The sequence below is a fragment of the Asticcacaulis sp. P2_C5 genome, assembly GCF_056404555.1.
This window is the reverse complement of sequence record NZ_JBFUDU010000003.1, coordinates 242,720-261,417: the sequence shown is the minus strand read 5'-3', so window position 1 is coordinate 261,417 and position 18,698 is coordinate 242,720. Positions and strand designations below refer to the sequence as shown.

Here is an 18,698-nt window from a genome sequence, read left to right as displayed (position 1 = left end):
CCCCAGGAAATAAAGACCGTTCGATGAACAATACCGACGACAACAAGAACATGATCTATTTCCTGGTCGCGAGCGCCGCCTTGCTGCTCGCCTACCAGTTTTTCATAGTCGCCCCCAAGCAGAAGACGCTGCAGGCCCAGCAGGCCGTCGCCGCGGCTTCGGCTGCCGCATCGTCGAGCAGTGCGATCGCTGCCGGGGTGCCGGCCGGTACGGTCATCACCACGGCAACCCGCGAACAGGCCCTGGCCGCTGCACCGCGCGTCCGTATCGAAACGCCGTCGCTGCGCGGCAGCGTGTCGTTGGCGGGCGCCCTGATCGACGACCTGTACTTGATCAAGTATGACAAGACGACCGACAAGAAGAACGATCCTGTCGAACTGCTGCGACCGGCCGGCAGTGATCATACCTACTATATCGAATCGTCCTATCGGGCAGATAATGTCCAGGGCATTCCCGGCCGTAATACGCTTTGGGCCCTGACGTCAGGCGACGTACTGAGCCCCGGCAAACCGATCGTCCTGACCTACGACAACGGCACGGGGCTGGTGTTTACGCGCACGCTCAGCATTGACGACAACTACATGATCACCCAGGACGACCAGATCGCCAATACGGGCGCGGCGCCGGTGAACATGCTGCCCTATTCCTACGTCGTGCGCAGCGATATTCCGGATTCGGCCCAACACGCCGGCATCGTCCATGAGGGCCTGGTCGCGACCTACGCCAAGGAGATCAAGGACGGCAAGGCAGAGCACTATGTCACCACGTCGTTGAAGTACAAGGACATCGCCAAGGACCCGAAGAAGAGCCTCAACACGGTCGACACGGTGGGCGGTTGGTACGGCATCACCGACAAATACTGGATGGCGGCGGTTATTCCGAACCAGACCCAGGCTGTGAAGTTCACCGCCAATGTCGATGCATCGGGTCAAAAGCCGGTCTTCCGCGCCGGCTATTCCGACAACCAGATTACTGTCGCGCCGGGCCAGACCTGGAAGGGCCAGTCGCACGTCTTTGCCGGCGCCAAGGTCTATTCGCAACTCCAGACCTATGAAGATACGCTGCATATCCCGCGCTTCCACTGGGCCGTCGACTGGGGCATGCTCAGCGTCATCACCTTCCCGATGTACTGGCTGCTGGACAAGCTCTACGCCTTTATCGGCAATTTCGGCCTGTCCATCCTGACCCTGACCGTCATCGTAAAGGCCGTCTTCTATCCGCTGGCCCACAAGGCCTACGAGTCGATGACCAAGATGAAGCAGGTCCAGGACCGCCTGAAGCCCAAGATGGACGCCATCAAGAAGCGCTTCCCCGACGATGCTCAAAAGCAGCAGGAAGCGACCATGGCCCTCTATCAGGAGGAAAAGGTCAACCCCATGGCCGGCCTGGGCGGCTGCCTGCCCATGCTGCTGCAATTGCCGGTCTTCTGGGGCCTGTACAAGGTGCTGCAACTGGCCATCGAAATGCGCCATGCGCCCTTCTTCGGCTGGATCAAGGACCTGTCGGCGCCCGACACCACCTCGATCGTCAACCTGTTCGGCCTGTTGCCCTTCGATCCGGCCCAGGTGCCGTTGATCGGCGGCGTCCTGGCCGGCCCGCTGCATATCGGCATCGTGGTCATCCTGTACGGCGCCTCGATGTGGCTGAGCCAGCAAATGACGCCGACCAGCGGCGTCGATCCGATGCAGAAGAAGATGCTGGCCTTCATGCCGCTGATGCTGACCTTCTTCATGGCCCAGGTGGCGGTCGGCCTGATCGTCTACTGGATCTGGAGCAACATCCTGACCATCCTGCAGCAGTACAGCATTATGCACCGTCTGAAGGTCGAGAACCCGATCGATACGGCCATAACCAAGGTGCGCGAGCAGCTTGAGAAAAAGAAGGCGGCGTGAGCGAGTCCCCAAAAATCGCGTCTCCCAAGGTCGAGCCCCTGAAGGTCGAGGCGTTGTACGACGACGAAACGCTCGAAGCGGCACGTGTGCTGTTTGCCCGCGAAGCCCGCTTCGTCATGGGCGCGGCCAAGGTCGAGCAACTGCCCGACACCAGCCAGCCTGAAGTCGCCTTTGCCGGCCGGTCCAATGTCGGCAAGTCGTCGCTGATCAATGCCGTGGTCGGCATGAAGGCCCTGGCGCGGGCGTCGAACGAGCCCGGCCGCACGCGCGAAGTCAACTTCTTCAATCTCAACGACCAACTGCATCTGGTCGACCTACCGGGCTATGGCTGGGCCAAGGCGTCAAAGACGACGGTCAAGAAGTTCCAGAACCTGGGGCGCGACTATCTGCGCGGCCGGCCGAACCTGATGCGCGCCTATCTGCTGATCGATGCGCGCCATGGATTGAAAGAGGTCGACAAGGAGCCGATGGACGCGCTGGACCTGGCGGCTGTGTCGTACCAGATCGTGCTGACCAAGGCCGACAAGATCAAGCCAGCGGAATTGGCCAAGGTCATCGAGGCGACCCAGGCGGGGATCAAGAAACGCCCGGCCGCCCACCCGGTGGTCATGCCGACCTCGTCGGAAACCGGCTTCGGCATTGCCGAGCTGCGCGCCGAGATCATGCGCGTGTGTAACGTCACGCCTTAAGGCTTTACCCCTCCGTCGGCTGCGCCGCCACCTCCCCATCGTCGCTTCGCTCGACAGGGAGGAGGGAGCCAAACCGAATGTCCATAAACTCCCTCCTCCCTATTGCGCAGCAAAGGGGAGGTGGCGGCGAAGCCGACGGAGGGGTAAACCACCTTCGGGATTGCCGCCTTATAATCCCGGCGCTAACCTCGCGTCATGGGATTAGAAGCCAACGGCCAGTTGACCACCAATGACGGGACCTTCGCGGTCAAGGCCCTGCTGGAAACCGACGCCCTGATCCTGCGCGGCGGCTACAAACAGACGGTGCCGCGTGGTCAGATGGCCAATACGCACGCCCTGGGCGAGCAACTGCTGTTCGAACATGCTGGCCGGGCCTATGCCCTGATCCTGCCCGCCGGTCAGGCCAACAAATGGCTAAAAAAGCTGACCGATGCTGCACCCAGCCTGGCCGCCAAGCTGGGCATAGCCGAAGGACGCCCAGTCCTGGTCTACGGCGCGACCGACGACCCGGCGCTGAACGACGCCCTGCACAATGCCGTCACCAGCGACGCAATAGCCGCCACGCAAGGGGTGATCATCGCCGCGACACCTGACGATCTGTCGTCCGCATTGGCTAAAGCCACCATCGCCCTGCCCCACGCGCCTTTGTGGATCGTCTACCCCAAGGGCGCCAAATCACCCCTGCCGGAGTCGGCCGTGCGCAGCCACCTGCGCGCCCTGGACTATGTCGATACCAAAACCAGCGCCGTATCGGCCACCCTGACGGCCCTGCGGTTTTCGCGCCGCAAGACGTGACCGAAGACTCGCTCTCCCAAACGCAAAACCGGCCTCGCGATGGTTCGCGAGGCCGGCTTAAATCTTAGACAACACGCGCCTTTACGAGCGCGTGAACCTTACCAGATGATATGGCTGAGCAGATTCGGGTCGTTATAGGCGACGCCGTTGAGCAGGATGGTATTGCCGCCGCCCAGATCGATCAGCGTATTGCCGCCGGACTGGGTGATGGTGACGCTGGGGTCGTCGACCACGCCATGGGTGTAGGCGTTGATATTTACCCAGTCGCCCTGCGACGTTGAGAAGTCCGAGATGCGATCAACACCGCTGCCCGTATTGAAGACAAACGTATCTGCGCCGCCGCCGCCAACAAGGCGATTATTGCCGCTGTTGCCCGTGATGACGTTGTCGAGCGCATTGCCCGTGGCGACAGAGGCAGCCGTGCCGATCATGGTCAGGTTCTCGACATTCGCACCCAGGGTATAGGAGAACCCTGCCATGACAGTGTCTGTGCCTTCGCTGGCTTTCTCAAAGACAACATCTGTGCGGCGTTCGACAACATAGGTATCGTTACCAAGCGCGCCAACCATGGTGTCGGCGCCGTTGCCGCCGTCCAGATAATCGTTTCCACTCTTGCCGGACAGGATATTGTTGAAATAATTGCCGGTCAGGACGTTGTCGGAAGCGTTGCCGGTGCCGTCGATCGTGCCGCGGCCGGTCAGGGTCAGGTCTTCGACGCGGGCGCCGAGGGTGAAGCTAACCGAGGAATAGACGATATCCGTGCCCTGATCGGCCAATTCATTGACCTGGTCGCCGACATTGTCGACATAGTAGGTGTCGTTGCCGTCGCCGCCCGTCATGCCATCGACACCGGTGCCGCCATCCAGCGCGTCATCACCGTCCTCGCCGGCGATGGCATCATTGCCGCCGCCGCCATTGAGGACGTCATCACCGGCCAGGCCGATCAGAATGTCGTTGTTCATGCCGCCTGTTATGCTAACGGCCTCGACATTGATTACGGCCGCGAGATAGTCGCCAGCAAAGCTCTGAATCCGATAGCCTGATCCGCCAAAAGTATAGAGCGGCGACGTCCCAGTCGAAAAGTCGGCGACAAAGCGATCCGAACCATCCCCGGCGTCCCATACAAACATTGTCTTTTGCAGCGTGATTATGGCGGTGTCGTCGCCCGCGCCGGTCTGCAGTTCCCATAGCTCCTCGATGTTCATCAGTTGGGTGCCGTCGAACAGGGTCGTACCAAGGCTCGTCGCAGCCGCCGTCATGTCGACCGTGATATTGTTAGTATCCGACGAATCAAAGAGGAGGCTTACGCCGTCGCGGCCCTTGCCGCCGTCAAAGACATCGACACCACTCGCTATGCCACTGACATAGCCCAGCCAGTCGTCGCCTGCACCGCCATCGATCGTGTCGTTACCCTTGCCGCCGCTCAGGGTGTCATTGCCGTTGTTGCCGAAGATCGCGTCGTCGTCGTCACTACCCGTAATGACATTTCCATTCGCGTTACCGTTGTAAGTCGCCATCCGTCTGTACTCCTGCCTGTTTGTTTTCCGCAAAAAACGATTGCAGCAAGGGACGCTAGACTGATTTGCATTGACCGTATAGCGGGCAAAAATTACCCGGTCACCACGCGATATGCCGCGCTACCACACGATATGATTGAGCAAGCCCGGATCGTTATAGGCGACGCCGGTAACGATGATCGTATTGCCGCCCCCCATATCAATCAACGTGTTGGCGCCGGACTTGGTAATGGTGACACCGCCACCGCCGACCACGCCGTGGCTATAGGCGCTGATATCGATCAGGTCGTTCTGGGCGGCAGAAAAATCCCAGATCCGGTCGGCGCCACTGCCCAGATTGAAGACGAACCGGTCGGCGCCTCCACCACCGGTCAGGCGGTTGGCGCCGGTATTGCCGGTGATGATATTGTCGAGCCCATTGCCGGCGCCGGCGATACCACCCGTGCCGATCAGGACAAGGTTCTCGAAATCAGCCAGAAGCGTGTAGGAATTGGGCGTCATGACGGTGTCGGTCCCCTGGCCGGCCAGTTCGATCACAACGTCGGTCGCCTTGTCCAGGACATAGGTGTCATTGCCCAGCCCGCCAATCATCGTATCATTGCCCGTCGCGCCATCGATGCGGTTATTGCCGGCATTGCCCGTCAGCCTGTTGGCCAGGTTGTTACCGGTGATGTCGATATCGGCGGTACCGATCAGGACTACGGTCTCGATTGCGCGCGTTACGATCGAATAGCTGACCGAACTGTACAGGGTGTCCGCGCCTTCGTTGGTGTATTCGCGAATGTCGTCGAGCGTGCTCTCGATATAGTAGGTATCGTTGCCCAACCCGCCGTACAGGGTGTCGTTGCCAGTGAGACCGTCCAGCTTGTCATTGCCGTCGTAGCCAAACAGCTGGTTAGCGCCGGCATTGCCGGTCAGGATGTTGCCGAGCGCATTGCCTGTGCCGCGCAGATCGGCCGTGCCGGTCAGGACCAGGCGCTCGACATTGTCCGACAGGACGTACTTGACCGAAGAAATGACGGTATCCGCGCCTTCGTCGGCAAATTCAACGACGGATTCATAGGTGGCGTCGACAAAATAGGTGTCGTTGCCCTTGCCACCGTACATGGTGTCGAGGCCCACGCCGCCGTCGATCCGGTCATTGCCCGTCCCGCCGAACAGGACATCGGTGCCACCCAGGCCGTACAGTGAGTCATTGCCTGTCAGGCCGACAATTGTGTCGGCCTTGGCCGAGCCCTTGATCAGGTCATCGACCGCCGAACCGCGCGTGAAGCCGCCCGCCGCCAGGGCCGTGAAGGTGAAGCTGTTGGTCGAGCCATTGTAGGACCATGACGCATATTGCGTGCCGTCCTGGGCATTTGTCCCATAGACAGCTTGCGCCGCCGCAATGTCGAGCGCCGTCAAATGCTGCGGTCCATTTGGCTGCTGCGTCATGATGGTGTCGACACCATTGTCGGTCGCCAGGACCTGGTCGTGGTTGGTGCCCGACGCGTAGTTCATGAAGGTCTCGGTCGGGTGTTTGAAGCCCAGGGCGTGACCGATTTCATGCAGTAGCAGGCCGTAGTTGAACAGGCCGCCAGTCAGCGAATCCGTATTGAGCAGGACATGGCCGGCAACATCGAAGCCGCCGTCGAAAAAGTGCGGATAGCTGTAATAGTTCCAGTCGCCGAAGGGATAGAAGCCGATACCATCAACGCCACTGTAGCCCGAGGCGGAGAAGTCGTAAGACGAGAAGGTGATATCGGAATTACCTGGCGCCACCTCGACCGCTGTGATGCCGGACGCCGCAGCCCATTCCTGCATGGCGGCGCGCGCCTGGTTCTGCTGGGCGGTGTTGAGGGCCGCGAAGGTTGCCCAGGCCGTGGAACCCAGCACGGCCTGATCGGTCGGCGGCGCCACGGCGGCGAAGCTGAAGGTGACGATGGCGGGAGCCGAGGCGATTTCAAGCCCGTTCCACGAGTCGCCTGACAGCAAGGCCGTGTAATCGTTGACGACCGGCATGGCGCCTTAGGTCCACTGCAGATGGCTGAGGAAGCCCGGATCGGTCGCCGTGGTGTGCAGGACGCGCACAAAGACGTCATTGCCCAGCGAGATGACGGCATCAGCCCCGTCCTGGGTGATGACGGCCTGGGACTGCTGGAACGAGCGCAGATCGATACGATCGTTCTCGGCGACGGAAAAATCGGTGATGACGTCGCTGCCGCCGTTCAAGTCCATACGGAAGCTGTCGCTACCCGCGCCGCCTGTCAGGGTGTCGTTGCCGAAGCGCCCCTGCAGGCGGTTATTGCCACTGTTGCCGATCAGGATATCGTCGCCGACATTGCCCGCCGAGTTAAGATTCTCCGTTCCCGTCAGGATCAATGTCTCGACGGCATTGTTCGTGAGGGAAAAGCTCACAGAACTGTAGATGACGTCCTGACCACCGTTGAAATTGTCAAGTATGGTGTCACCGGCATTATCGACATAATAGGTATCGTTACCGTAGCCGCCTTCCATGTAGTCCTTGCCCGCACCACCGATCAGGACATCATTGCCGTCCAGTCCAGACAGCGCCTGGTCTTCCGCATTGGCCGTAAGCACATTGTCGCCCTTGTTCCCGGTGAGGCGAAAGAAGCGCGTTTCCCCGGTCACGGTAAGGTTTTCAACATTGTCCGCCAGCGTGTAGGCGCTGCCCACATTGGCGGACGTCACAGCCAGCATCACCACGTCAATGCCGCCGTCGGCCAGTTCGACCACCGCATCAGAGAAAGAATCGACGTGATAGGTGTCGTTTCCGCTACCGCCAGTCATGTTGTCGACGCCGGCACCGCCGTTCAGTTCGTCATTGCCGGCGCCGCCGTTCAGCGTATTGCCGATTACATTACCGGTCAGCTGGTTATCGAGGCCGTTACCCGTACCGGTCGTTGCCTCACCCGTCAGGATCAGGTTCTCGAGATTGGCGCCCAACGTATAGTTGAAGTCGGCATAGACCGTATCCGAACCTTCGCCCGCGGCTTCGATGACGGTGTCGTCCGACGTCACGACATAACTGTCATTGCCGCGCCCGCCGCGCAGTTCGTCGTGTCCGACCCCGCCGCGTACGATGTCATTGCCGTCCATTCCCCACAGGACATTGTCGAGGCCATTGCCGGTCAGCATGTTGTCGCGGCCGTTGCCCGCGCCAGTGTGGGCCGTTCCGACCAGATACAGAGCCTCGACATTCTCCGCCAGCGTGTAGTCGAATGAGGCATAGACCGCGTCGCGGCCGGTGTCGCCGTATTCGACCACCATGTCGCCGGCATCATCGACGATGTAGCTGTCGCTGCCGATGCCGCCGATCATGACGTCGTCACCGCCCAGCCCGCGCAATATGTTGTTGCCGTTATTGCCGGTCAGGATATTGTCGCCGTCATTGCCGGTCGCCGTATAGCTGCCGTCGCCCAAAAGAGTCAGGTTTTCCAAAGTGGCGGCCAGACGCCAGCTCATTTGCGCCATAACGGTGTCGACACCGCCATCGACATCTTCGAAAATTCGGTCGCCCACATTATCGACCACATAGGTGTCGTCACCCGCTCCGCCAAGCATGTTGTCAATTCCGATACCGCCGTCCAGGCGGTTAGCCCCGGCATTACCGCGCAGAATATTATTCAGGACATTGCCCGTGGCGTCGATCGAGTCCGTGCCGCCCAGAACGAGGTTTTCGAGATTGGCGCCCAGACTGTAACTAACCGTCGCCACCACCGTATCCATGCCCTGGCCCGCCAGTTCGACGATCGTGTCGCCGCGGTTGTCGACGCGGTAACTGTCATTGCCCGTTCCGCCCTTCATCAGGTCGAGACCGCTTCCACCGTCCAGCAGATCGTCGCCACCAAGGCCTGACAGGGTATCTGCCCCGCCCTGGCCGATGAGATAGTCGTCACCGTCTCCGCCGGCGAGGAGGTTCGCGTCATCGTCGCCGACCTGGGTAGCGAAGGCTTGGGTGATCGATGCCGTCAGGCTGTATTTGCGGATCATGAAGAGGCTTTCTTTGAGGCAGGTGAGCGCTAAGGCGCTCACCTGTTTTTTTGATGACGCGCGGCTACCAGAATATATGCGTGTAGACGGCAGCGGAAAGGCTGTTGAGAACAGTTATCATATTACCGGTGCCCAGGTCTATCACGACATCGAGACCGGACTGCGTCACCGTAATGCCGCCGCCACCGGCTGTGCCGTGGCTGTAGGCATTCACATTGATGCGGTCGTGGTCGATGACGCTGAAGTCGGTAATAACGTCCGCGCCGCTGCCCAGGCCGAAGACGAAGACGTCCTGGCCGCCTTCGCCGCTCAGGGTGTCGTTGCCGCCCTCGCCGCTCAGGTGATTGCTCGACGCATTGCCGACAATGGCATTGTCCAGCCCGTTGCCCTTGCCGTTGGCGGCCGTGCCGTCGAGATTGAGGTCCTCGAGATTGGCGCCCAGGGCGAAATTGATGAAGGCATAGACGGTGTCGTGGCCCTCGCCTGTCCGCTCGACGACGGTCACGCCTGCATGGCTGACAATATAGCTGTCATTGCCGAGACCGCCAAGCAGGGCATCGTTGCCGGCACTGCCCCCGTCCAGCGCGTTATCGCGATAATTGCCGCGAATAATGTTGGTGGCGGCATTGCCCCAGCCGCTGATATGTTCGTCGCCGGTCAGGGTCAGGTTTTCGACATTGTCGGTCAGCGTATAGGAAATGCTACTGCCGACCAAATCCGTGCCCTCACCCGCCAGTTCCAGCACCTGGTCCGCGGCATTCTCGACAGCATAGGTGTCGTCGCCGGCGCCCCCGGCCAGGGTATCGGCGCCCAGGCCGCCATAGATCCTATTGTTGCCGGTATTACCGCCCAGCCAGTTGTCCAGAGCGTTGCCGGTAAGGTAGATATAGGCCGATCCGGTCAGTGCAGCGTTCTCGACATAGCTATTGCCGATCTCGTAGCTGATCGACGCATAGACCATGTCCACGCCCTCGCCCGCCCGTTCAATGACGCGGTCAAAGGGGTCATCGACAGTGTAGGTGTCGTTGCCACCGGCACCGGCCATGGTGTCGCCCGACGCGCCGCCGTCGATGCTGTTGTCGCCGCTGTTGCCGACGATGCTGGTGACGCCGGCATTGGCGACGACATTGATATTGCCCGTTCCCGTCAGGATGACGGTTTCGATCTCGGTCCCGCCCAAGGTAAGGCTGGCTGACGTATAGACGGTGTCCGCCCCCTGGTTCAGCACCTCGAACACCTGATCGAAAGGGTTGTCGACATAATAGGTGTCATTGCCCTTGCCGCCGATCATGCTGTCACGCCCAGCTCCACCATCCAGAAGATCATCACCGGCCTGGCCCGTCAGGGTGTCGCCGCCGGCGCCCCCCTTCAACACGTCATTACGGTTCAGCCCGATCAGGTCGTCGTCGCCCTGACCGCCGGTGACATCGAACCGGTTACCAGCGATCGGACGGGCCGAATTCATCTCGAAATCGAAGTCGCCATCATCGGTGACCAGTTCGTAATCGCCGATATTCAGGCCGTCTATGATCGTATGTATCGCGGTGGTCGCCGTCGCCAGGCTGATCACCAGGGTACTGTCGCCCAGCCCGGCATACCAGTGGAAATCGCCTGCGGGCATATCGAAGATCAGGGTGTCATTACCCGCGCCAGTGGCAAAATAAGACGCGGACCGTTCTACATTGCGCACAAGCGTGCCATTGATCGTCGTACCCACAGCCGTTGCCGCAGCGCGCATGTCGATCACGATGTCGTTGGTCGCCCCATCAAACACGACGGGTGTCAGGCTGTCGACACCGCTGCCACCATCGAGTACGCCGCTATCGGCTTCCATGTACAACAGGTCGTCGCCGTCCCCGCCGTACAGCAGATCGACACCCGTCTGTCCGTACAGGGTGTCGTTTCCGTTGTCGCCGATCAGCAGGTCGCCACCCAGGCCGCCCTGCAGAAAATCATTGCCGGCGCCGCCGTGGAGCCTATCCTGATTGTTGTCGCCGTTGAGGGTGTCATCGCCGTCATTGCCCCACAGGCTGTCATTGCCGACGCCACCGCGGGCGGTGTCGTTCTGCGGCGTTCCGCCGAAAGTGTCATTGCCGCTGGTGCCGACGAAATTCATGTTCGTTCCCTCCCGAGCCGGTTGTCATACACGCTGTAGCCCGCCCTGGATCAGAATACTGAGCAGGAACAGCCGCCGGAAGGCGCCAGCGCCCCGGCGGCTCATTATCCTACCACACAATATGACCGCTCAATTCGGCCACCAAAGTACCCTGAACCGTAATCATATTGCCGCTGCCCAGGTCGACGACCGTGTCGCCGCCGACCTGGGTCATCGAGACGACCCCGCCATAGGCGCGGACATCGATGCGGTCGTTTTCGCCGGCATGGAAGTCGGTGATGATGTCGGCGCCACTAGCCAGCCCGAAGATGAAGGTGTCACGACCCGCCTCGCCCGTCAGTGTGTCATTTCCTGCCCCGCCGTCGAGATAGTTGTTGCCGGTGCCACCGACAATCTGGTTGTTCTGCGCATTGCCGACACCATTGACCGAACCCGTCAGGTTGAGGTTTTCGATATTGGCGCTCAGCCGGGTATTGACCCAGGCATAGAGGGTGTCGATCCCTTCGCTGGCCCGTTCGACCACCGTCACCCCGGCATGGTCGGCGATATAGCTGTCATTGCCTAACCCGCCGATCAGGATATCGCTGCCGGCACTGCCGGCGTCCAGAGCGTTATCGCGATAATTGCCGCGAATAGTGTTGTTGGAGGCATTGCCCCAGCCGCTGATATGCTCGTCGCCCGTCAGGGTCAGGTTCTCGACATTGTCGGTCAGGGTATAGGAAATGTTGCTGGCGACAAAATCCGTGCCGCCGCTGGCCTCTTCACTCACCCAGTCACCGCCGCTTTCGACGGAATAGCTGTCATTGCCGCTGCCGCCGATCATGGTGTCGGCGCCGACACCGCCATAGATAAGGTTATTGCCGCTGTTGCCGGTCAATATATTGGCGAGACTGTTGCCGCTCGCACCGATATTGCCTGACCCCGTCAGGGTGACATTTTCGATATAGCCGATACCGATAAGGTTCAGACCGCAACTGACCGACGAATAGATAAGATCGACGCCTTCGTTGGCGTATTCGATCACCCGGTCGAAATCGTGATCGACATAGTAGGTGTCGTTGCCCGCGCCGCCAACCAGGTCGTCGGCAAAGCCGCCGCCGTCCAGGATATTGTTCCCGCTATTGCCCTGGATCATGTTGGTGAGTTCATTGCCGGTGCCGTTCAGGTCGGCGTCGCCCAGCAGGGTCATCCAGTCGAGATTGCTGCCGAGCGTGTAGCTGATATAGGAATAGATCCAATCGACGCCTTCGTTGAGGCCTTCGATGATCTGGTCGCCGGCATTGTCGACCGTATAAAAATCCTGCCCGATGCCGCCGGCCATGGTGTCGGCGCCTTCACCACCGTACAGCCAGTCATTGCCCTCGCCGCCGTCCAGGCTGTCATCGCCCGCGCCCGTGCTGAAGGTGTCGTTGCCGCCCAGGCCCTGGGCGTAATCCGCCTCTGGCGTGCCACCGAAAGTGTCATCGCCGGATGTACCGATGAAATTCATTGCGAGCTCCTCTGTAGGTGTGTTTTTTTTGGGAACGCTACGCCACTGTTACAGGGTGGGTTGGCCACATGGGTTGGCCGTATGACTCTGTTTTGTCATCATGGTCCATCATCAGGGGACGCGTAAAATTACCCGATGATAAATAAGGAAGCGATGTGCCAGGCCTGGCGCAGCCGTTCAGCAGATCGTCTCCGTCAAGGCCTTGGCTATGTCGCTGCCGAGTGTGCGTCTAACGTGTCATTGCCGGCGGCGCCTGTGTAGCTGGACATGATCATCCCCTCTATTGCGCGCCCGGCCGCTATCCAGCGATCGCTGCGTACGGGTAAAAACTTAATACGCAAGACGAACGCCCTAAACACCTGCCCTATGATACGCCTGTCGTGTGACAGTTTTACGTAAAATGGTCACGGCGGCAACCGGATGACTGCCCGCGGCTACCGCTCAGGACCATGACAGGGACGCATGACGGTATCGGTTCCGCCCCTGCCCCATCCTACCAGATGATCTGATGCGCCACATCCGCCTCAAGCGCGTTGACGACTATGATGCTGTTGCCGCCGCCCAGGTCGATCAGGGTGTCTCCGCCGGTCTGCGAAATGACCACACCGCCCGTGCCCCCGTGGGTATAGGCGTTGATATTGATCCGGTCGTACTCTGCCAGCGAGAAATCGGCGATGACATCGTCGCCGCTGCCCGGAGCAAAGAAGAAGATGTCGTAACCGCCACCGCCGATCAGGGTGTCATTCCCGGCGCCGCCGGTCAGGTAGTTTCTGGCTGAATTTCCGGTTATGACATTGTCCAGGTTATTGCCGACCCCATTGATCGTGATTGTCCCCAGCAGTGTGAGGTTTTCGACAAAAGAGCCGGCCAGGCTGCGCGACACGGTCGAAAAGACGATGTCCGTGCCCTGGCCCGCCAGTTCCGGCGTTTCGTCGCCGGCATTATCGACATAATAGGTGTCGTTGCCCTTACCGCCGACCAAGGTATCGGCGCTGCTGCCGCCGTCCAGCCAGTCATTACCGCCAAGGCCCGTAAGGTTGTCATGACCCGAACCGCCCTTCAGCACATCGTCACCGTCCAGGCCGGTCAGGTCGTCATCGGCCAGCCCGCCGGTAATCTGAAATACCTCGATCCCATAGCCTGTAAATATCTGCGGCTGAGCGTTGCTGCCAATCGTCAGTTGCACGCCCGAAATCTGCATATGCAGGCTGGCTGTGACCTGGCTGAAATCGGCCACCAAGGTGTCGATGCCCTCGCCGGCGTACCAGACATAGGCACCATGGCGATCCAGGTCTATTGTCGTAATCCATCTGTCGTTACCGGTACCCGTGCTCAGGGCACTGCTGGTATGTTCGATGTTGCGCAAGACCATGCCATTGGACAGCGTGATTCCGCTGGCTGTCGCTATGGCGCGGGTATCGAAATCGACGTCAATTGTAAGGCCACTCAGAAACAAGGAATCGAGCGTATCATCGCCGGCGCCGCCGTCGAGGATGTCGATACCGCCACCCGACTTCAGAAAATCATTGTTCGCCCCCCCGTTCAGGGTTTCGTTGCCCACGCCACCGAACAGGGTGTCATTACCCGTTCCACCTTCGAGCAGATTGATTCCTGCCCCTGAGGTTAACATGTCATTACCGGAACCGCCGTCGAGCAGGTTGTTTCCCGCACCGCCGTTCAGCGTATCATTGCCCGAGCCGCCATACAGGGTGTCATTGCCGTCGTCACCAGACAGCTCATCCTCGCTGAGGCCTCCGTCCAGCCAGTCGTCGTTTTCATGGCCATACAGCCGGTCGACGCCGCCGCCGCCGATAATGGTGTCATTTCCGGCACCGCCGTACAGGCTATCGACGCCGTCACCGCCGTCGATCCGGTCATTGCCCCCATTGCCGTACGCCTGGTCGTTCCCCGCCCCACCAACAAGTGTGTCGGCTCCTGAGGTTCCGCTGAGATAGTCAGCCCCCGAACCGCCGGTGATCGACAGGGCTTCGAAATTACGAACCTCGATCGCTACGCCACCCGGCGCCAGAATATAGTACACGCTCCCAGAGGAGGGATAGGCGGAAATACCCCCCGTCGCCGTGCTGAAATCCGCGACTACGGTATCGCTACCAGTGCCCCCGTCAATTATGTCGCTACCGAGTCCTACAATGAGAAGGTCATTGCCGTCGCCACCATCGATCGTGTCGGCGCCGAGCCCTCCGTTCAGGGTATCATTGCCTCCCAGCCCCAGAATGGTGTCGGCATCGTTCGTGCCCGCATAGCTGTCGGGACCGCTGGTTCCGGTAAAATTTGCCATGAAAATATACCCTCCTCGAAAACCTGTTAAATGGCCCGGTTCCGGCCCATGGTTATTGTTTGCCAAAGTCCCGGCAACTCGATCGGCTCACCGGCAATGGAGATCACAGCGGCCGTAAAAACGAAATGTGGAAGTTGAACGCCTCCCCCATGGTCATTCCGTCGCAAGATTGCGCCAAAATAGTCGTCGCCGCAACCGCAAAATCTCATGACAGCGACCTCCATATCCGCTAAGTGCGCGGCCATGGACAACGACAACCAATATACCGCCGAAGAAGAGAAAGGCTGGGCCACCGCCAAGACCCTGGCCGAAGCCCTCCCCTTTATCCAGATCTATGACCGCGAGATCGTCGTGGTGAAATACGGCGGCCATGCGATGGGCCAGGAAGCGTCCGCCAAGCTGTTCGCCTCCGACATCGTGCTGCTGAAGCTGTTGGGCGTGCACCCGATCGTCGTCCACGGCGGCGGACCGCAGATCTCGGCCATGCTGGGCCGTGCCGGTGTCAAGTCGACCTTTGTCGACGGTTTGCGCGTCACCGACGACGCCACGATGGAAATCGCCGAGATGGTGCTGTCGGGCGCGGTGAACAAGCAAATCGCCAGCTGGATCACGCTTGCCGGCCAGGAGGCTGACGTCCGCGGGGTCGGTCTGTCGGGCAAGGACGCCGGTCTGATCACGGTTGAAAAGGCCACGCGAACGAAAAAGGACCCGGACAGCATGATCGAACAGGTCGTCGACCTGGGCTTTGTCGGTGAACCGAAGCGCGTCGACGACAAGCTGATCCGCACCCTGATCGACGACGTCAATCACGACTATGTCCCGGTCATTGCGCCGATCGGCGTGTCGGATGAAGGCCAGACCTTCAATATCAATGCCGACACCGTGGCTGGCGCCGTCGCCGGCAAGATGGCGGCCAAGCGCATGCTGCTGCTGACCGATGTTATCGGGGTGCTCGACGAGAACAAGGAACTGATCCGCCAGCTGACCGTCAGCGAAGCGCGCGGGCTGATCGAGTCGGGCGTCGCCTCGGGCGGCATGATCCCGAAGCTCGAAACCGCCATCGCCGCCGTCGAGTCCGGTGTCGAGGCCGTGGTCATCCTGGATGGCCGCCGTCCCCATGCCATGCTGGTCGAACTGTTCACCGAACACGGCGCCGGAACCTTGGTTAAGGCGGACTAAGGATTACACCAGCCGTCCAAAGTTTGACTTTTCTTTGCCCACCCCATTTATGGGGAGGGCGGCGCGAAGCGCCGGGCGGGGCCCTTTACCGGTGCTTTGGCCAATCGCCGACGATTTGGAATGTTAGGTAATGTCCATGCACCCCGCGCTCAGCCACGTCGACACCTGGATCTTCGACCTCGACCAGACCCTGTATCCGCACGAAGCGGAGGTCATGGCCCTGATCGAGGGCAAGATGACGACGTTTGTGGCGCGTGAAACCGGCATGCCCTATTCCGAAGCGTTTGCCCTGCAAAAGCGTTATCTCAGCGAACACGGCACGACCCTGGCCGGGTTGATGGCCAACCACGGCGTCGATCCCTACCGCTTCCTCAATGAAGTGCACGATGTGTCGTTGGACGGGTTACACCCCGATCTCGAATTGAATGCCGTGATTGCGGCCATGGGCGGGCGCAAGCTGGTCTTCACCAATGGCGACAATTTTCACGCCGTGCGCATCCTGGCCAAGCTGGAAATGACGGCGCTGTTCGAAGGCGTCTTTCATCTCGAACACGCCAATTTCGTCCCCAAGCCCAACCGCTCGACCTTCGACCTGATGATGGCGGCCCACGGCGTCGAACCGAAGACGGCGACCTTTTTCGAAGATAGCCCGAAGAATCTGCGCACGGCCCACGAACTGGGTATGAAGACCGTCCTGGTCGGTCCAAAGGCGGAGGGCAACAACGACGCCTGGGTCGATTTCCGCAGCCCCAGCCTGAAAGCGTTTCTGAGCGATCTGGGTTAGGGCCGCCGAACGAGCGGCGGCAGGTTCCGCGCGCCGTGCACGACTCGCCAGACATAGATGCCATCGCCTTCGGGCAGTAGGTCGAAGAAGATGGCGTAACGAAACACGTTAATACGCCTCGGCGCACCGAGAAACTCTGTCCGCTTGCGATAATGCAGAGGGCGTGAAGCGGCACGGTCTATGGCTTTAGAAATGCGGGCAACGATCGCATCCGCAGCGGCGGCGCCCACTTCATCGGCCAGACCTTGGTAGAGTTCACTGATATCCCGACGTGCGCGTAGCGATCGGACAACACGCGGCGAGTTCATTCAGTTCAGGATTTGCTGTTGCGTGCAGCAAAACGCGCGCGTTCTTCTGCCAACAACACATGTAGCGGCTCCATGGGTTCGCCTTCGCCGCGCCCGATTTCGTCATAGGCTTCCTGCAGGAGATCGTCGATCTCAGCGATGTGGTCAGCCATCAACCGATCCATCTCATTGTCGGACACGGTTTCATCGTTGAGAAATGTCTCAATCGATTCCTTGCTGCGCTGCTGCTTTGCTGTGGCCATGACGGCACCTTATCACAGTCCCATTTTTGCGTACAGGCTCCCGAGAATGTTTGAACCCCGTTCACATTTATCTTGACGCGCCCGTCAACATGAACCATGTTCATCGTGAACAACGTTCACAACAGGAGCCCGTCATGAAATACGCCGTCCTCACCGCGTCCGTCCTAGCCCTCGCCGCTACCGGCGCCCAGGCCGACAGCCTGGGCAATGCGTCCAAGGCTTCGGGCGATTCCGTTATCGCCGTGGCTGAACTGGCCGAATCCGGCGTCAAGCTGGTGGCCGGCGCCGTTGCCCTGCCCTTTGTCGTCGTCGGATCTGCCGCCGAAAGCGCCGGCGGCGCGGTGCGCGAAAGCGGCGAGGACGTCTGGGACTCCGCCAATGAACCGCTCGAAGTCTCGCCCGAGACCGTCACCGCCCAGCCGGCGCCACAGGTGCCGTATGACCGCCCCGAGCGCGACAATGACGACCGCCGGCGCAACTGATGCGCCGGCTATTTCTTTTTGCTCTGGCGGCCTTGCTGCTAACGACACCCAGCCTCGCCGCCGAACCGAAGCCTGTACCCGACAGTGGCGGCTTCTCCGGCCACACCGCCGGCCGCCACTTCACCGCAGCCGAGGCCGCCGACTTCGCCAAACAGGTCGAGTTGAGTCTCGGAGCCCGGGGCGCCCGGGTCGCCATCGTCTTTCGTTCCGGCCGGCCACGCAACAAGCTGCCCGCCGGTATCGCCTACACGCACGGCGCCTTCTGGGTCTATGGCGACATCAAGGGCGGCGATGGCCATATCTATAAGGGTTATTCGTCCTACAACCTTTATCAGGGCGACGGGGTCAGCCGTCTAGCCGACCAGTCGTACCTGGCCCAGGACTTCCCGCTCGACTTCATCAGCGGCAGCCAGGTCGACGACGTCGCCATCATCATCCCGTCGCCGGAAATGCAGCGGCGAATTCTGGCCACTATCGCCTCGCCAGCCTATGAGCGCCTGCATATCGACGACTATTCGCTGGTCTCCAATCCCTTCGACGCCCGCTATCAGAACTGCACCGAGTTCGTTCTCGACGTCATCGCGGCGGCTGCCTGGCAGACCAACAGCTACCCGCAGATCAAGGCTGACCTGCAGGCACATTTCAAGCCGACGATCGTCCGTGCCAATGTTTTCGAACGCATCTTCGGCCCCATGGTCGACCCGCGCCTGAAGATGGACGATCAGGACGGTCCCATCGTGACCGCCACCTATGACAGTATAGCGGTCTTCATGCGGGATAATCATCTGCTGGCGGAGACCTATCGTCTCGACAAAGGTACGGCTGCACCGGACCGGTAACATGATACTCGCACAGGTTGCGCGAATTAACCTATGGGTAACCGGGTTACTCTACCCTTGGCTTAGAACCTCTC

15 protein-coding genes are annotated in these 18,698 nt (G+C 60.3%); 7 read left to right on the top strand and 8 right to left on the bottom strand.

Annotated elements, in window-relative coordinates:
* Positions 1 to 23: 23 nt before the first annotated feature.
* The 3 genes from yidC to AC1DXO_RS07090 all read left to right on the top strand — a co-directional run bounded on the left by yidC (position 24) and on the right by AC1DXO_RS07090 (position 3,376).
* A complete protein-coding gene (gene yidC / locus AC1DXO_RS07100; RefSeq protein ID WP_476977418.1) occupies positions 24 to 1,892 on the top strand; it encodes a membrane protein insertase YidC in 1,869 nt (622 codons plus the stop codon).
* Complete coding sequence (gene yihA, locus AC1DXO_RS07095; RefSeq protein ID WP_476977417.1) at positions 1,889 to 2,581, top strand: ribosome biogenesis GTP-binding protein YihA/YsxC; 693 nt, start codon at positions 1,889 to 1,891, stop codon at positions 2,579 to 2,581. The genes yidC and yihA overlap by 4 nt, the downstream gene beginning before the upstream one ends.
* Before the next feature lie 195 nt (positions 2,582 to 2,776).
* On the top strand, positions 2,777 to 3,376 hold the full coding sequence (locus AC1DXO_RS07090; protein ID WP_476977416.1) for a hypothetical protein: 600 nt from the start codon (positions 2,777 to 2,779) through the stop codon (positions 3,374 to 3,376).
* 98 nt (positions 3,377 to 3,474) lie between these two features.
* Here the strand turns inward: AC1DXO_RS07090 and AC1DXO_RS07085 are convergent, their stop codons facing one another.
* The 6 genes from AC1DXO_RS07085 to AC1DXO_RS07060 all read right to left on the bottom strand — a co-directional run bounded on the left by AC1DXO_RS07085 (position 3,475) and on the right by AC1DXO_RS07060 (position 14,790).
* Positions 3,475 to 4,893, bottom strand: coding sequence for a calcium-binding protein (locus AC1DXO_RS07085; RefSeq protein ID WP_476977415.1), 1,419 nt, complete (start codon positions 4,891 to 4,893; stop codon positions 3,475 to 3,477).
* Positions 4,894 to 5,013: 120 nt separating this feature from the next.
* The gene (locus tag AC1DXO_RS07080; protein WP_476977414.1) at positions 5,014 to 6,894 is read right to left on the bottom strand and encodes a hypothetical protein; all 1,881 of its coding nucleotides are present in this window, start codon (positions 6,892 to 6,894) and stop codon (positions 5,014 to 5,016) included.
* Positions 6,895 to 6,900: 6 nt separating this feature from the next.
* The gene (locus tag AC1DXO_RS07075) at positions 6,901 to 8,886 is read right to left on the bottom strand and encodes a calcium-binding protein (RefSeq protein WP_476977413.1); all 1,986 of its coding nucleotides are present in this window, start codon (positions 8,884 to 8,886) and stop codon (positions 6,901 to 6,903) included.
* Between the two features lie 64 nt (positions 8,887 to 8,950).
* A complete protein-coding gene (locus AC1DXO_RS07070) occupies positions 8,951 to 11,002 on the bottom strand; it encodes a beta strand repeat-containing protein (protein ID WP_476977412.1) in 2,052 nt (683 codons plus the stop codon).
* Positions 11,003 to 11,111: 109 nt separating this feature from the next.
* Positions 11,112 to 12,491 (bottom strand): calcium-binding protein, encoded by a 1,380-nt coding sequence (locus tag AC1DXO_RS07065; protein WP_476977411.1) that lies wholly within the window; start codon positions 12,489 to 12,491, stop codon positions 11,112 to 11,114.
* Between the two features lie 493 nt (positions 12,492 to 12,984).
* Positions 12,985 to 14,790 carry a hypothetical protein gene (locus tag AC1DXO_RS07060; protein ID WP_476977410.1) on the bottom strand — a complete coding sequence of 602 codons (1,806 nt, stop codon included), beginning with the start codon at positions 14,788 to 14,790 and terminating at the stop codon, positions 12,985 to 12,987.
* Positions 14,791 to 15,033: 243 nt separating this feature from the next.
* Between AC1DXO_RS07060 and argB the strand changes: the two genes are divergently transcribed.
* Both argB and AC1DXO_RS07050 read left to right on the top strand, forming a co-directional pair.
* Positions 15,034 to 15,969 carry an acetylglutamate kinase gene (gene argB, locus AC1DXO_RS07055; protein WP_476977409.1) on the top strand — a complete coding sequence of 312 codons (936 nt, stop codon included), beginning with the start codon at positions 15,034 to 15,036 and terminating at the stop codon, positions 15,967 to 15,969.
* 136 nt (positions 15,970 to 16,105) lie between these two features.
* Complete coding sequence (locus AC1DXO_RS07050) at positions 16,106 to 16,753, top strand: pyrimidine 5'-nucleotidase (protein ID WP_476977630.1); 648 nt, start codon at positions 16,106 to 16,108, stop codon at positions 16,751 to 16,753.
* On the opposite strand, the gene AC1DXO_RS07045 is transcribed toward AC1DXO_RS07050, so the two are convergent.
* Entirely contained in the window at positions 16,750 to 17,061 is a 312-nt protein-coding gene (locus AC1DXO_RS07045; RefSeq protein ID WP_476977408.1) for a type II toxin-antitoxin system RelE/ParE family toxin, read from the bottom strand. The genes AC1DXO_RS07050 and AC1DXO_RS07045 overlap by 4 nt on opposite strands.
* A 5-nt stretch (positions 17,062 to 17,066) precedes the next feature.
* Positions 17,067 to 17,303 carry a hypothetical protein gene (locus AC1DXO_RS07040; protein WP_476977407.1) on the bottom strand — a complete coding sequence of 79 codons (237 nt, stop codon included), beginning with the start codon at positions 17,301 to 17,303 and terminating at the stop codon, positions 17,067 to 17,069.
* A gap of 134 nt (positions 17,304 to 17,437) precedes the next feature.
* On the opposite strand from AC1DXO_RS07040, the gene AC1DXO_RS07035 reads away from it, so the two are divergent.
* Together AC1DXO_RS07035 and AC1DXO_RS07030 are read left to right on the top strand one after the other, a co-directional pair.
* The gene (locus AC1DXO_RS07035) at positions 17,438 to 17,785 is read left to right on the top strand and encodes a hypothetical protein (RefSeq protein ID WP_476977406.1); all 348 of its coding nucleotides are present in this window, start codon (positions 17,438 to 17,440) and stop codon (positions 17,783 to 17,785) included.
* Positions 17,785 to 18,624 carry a DUF2145 domain-containing protein gene (locus tag AC1DXO_RS07030; protein ID WP_476977405.1) on the top strand — a complete coding sequence of 280 codons (840 nt, stop codon included), beginning with the start codon at positions 17,785 to 17,787 and terminating at the stop codon, positions 18,622 to 18,624. Before AC1DXO_RS07035 ends, AC1DXO_RS07030 begins: the two co-directional genes overlap by 1 nt.
* Positions 18,625 to 18,698: the final 74 nt, after the last annotated feature.

Coding starts and splice junctions, on each gene's coding strand:
- yidC (WP_476977418.1), top strand. CDS start 24: ATGAACAATACCGACGACAACAAGAACATGATCTATTTCCTGGTCGCG.
- AC1DXO_RS07090 (WP_476977416.1), top strand. CDS start 2,777: ATGGGATTAGAAGCCAACGGCCAGTTGACCACCAATGACGGGACCTTC.
- AC1DXO_RS07085 (WP_476977415.1), bottom strand. CDS start 4,893: ATGGCGACTTACAACGGTAACGCGAATGGAAATGTCATTACGGGTAGT.
- AC1DXO_RS07080 (WP_476977414.1), bottom strand. CDS start 6,894: ATGCCGGTCGTCAACGATTACACGGCCTTGCTGTCAGGCGACTCGTGG.
- AC1DXO_RS07075 (WP_476977413.1), bottom strand. CDS start 8,886: ATGATCCGCAAATACAGCCTGACGGCATCGATCACCCAAGCCTTCGCT.
- AC1DXO_RS07070 (WP_476977412.1), bottom strand. CDS start 11,002: ATGAATTTCGTCGGCACCAGCGGCAATGACACTTTCGGCGGAACGCCG.
- AC1DXO_RS07065 (WP_476977411.1), bottom strand. CDS start 12,491: ATGAATTTCATCGGTACATCCGGCGATGACACTTTCGGTGGCACGCCA.
- AC1DXO_RS07060 (WP_476977410.1), bottom strand. CDS start 14,790: ATGGCAAATTTTACCGGAACCAGCGGTCCCGACAGCTATGCGGGCACG.
- argB (WP_476977409.1), top strand. CDS start 15,034: ATGGACAACGACAACCAATATACCGCCGAAGAAGAGAAAGGCTGGGCC.
- AC1DXO_RS07050 (WP_476977630.1), top strand. CDS start 16,106: ATGCACCCCGCGCTCAGCCACGTCGACACCTGGATCTTCGACCTCGAC.
- AC1DXO_RS07045 (WP_476977408.1), bottom strand. CDS start 17,061: ATGAACTCGCCGCGTGTTGTCCGATCGCTACGCGCACGTCGGGATATC.
- AC1DXO_RS07040 (WP_476977407.1), bottom strand. CDS start 17,303: ATGGCCACAGCAAAGCAGCAGCGCAGCAAGGAATCGATTGAGACATTT.
- AC1DXO_RS07035 (WP_476977406.1), top strand. CDS start 17,438: ATGAAATACGCCGTCCTCACCGCGTCCGTCCTAGCCCTCGCCGCTACC.
- AC1DXO_RS07030 (WP_476977405.1), top strand. CDS start 17,785: ATGCGCCGGCTATTTCTTTTTGCTCTGGCGGCCTTGCTGCTAACGACA.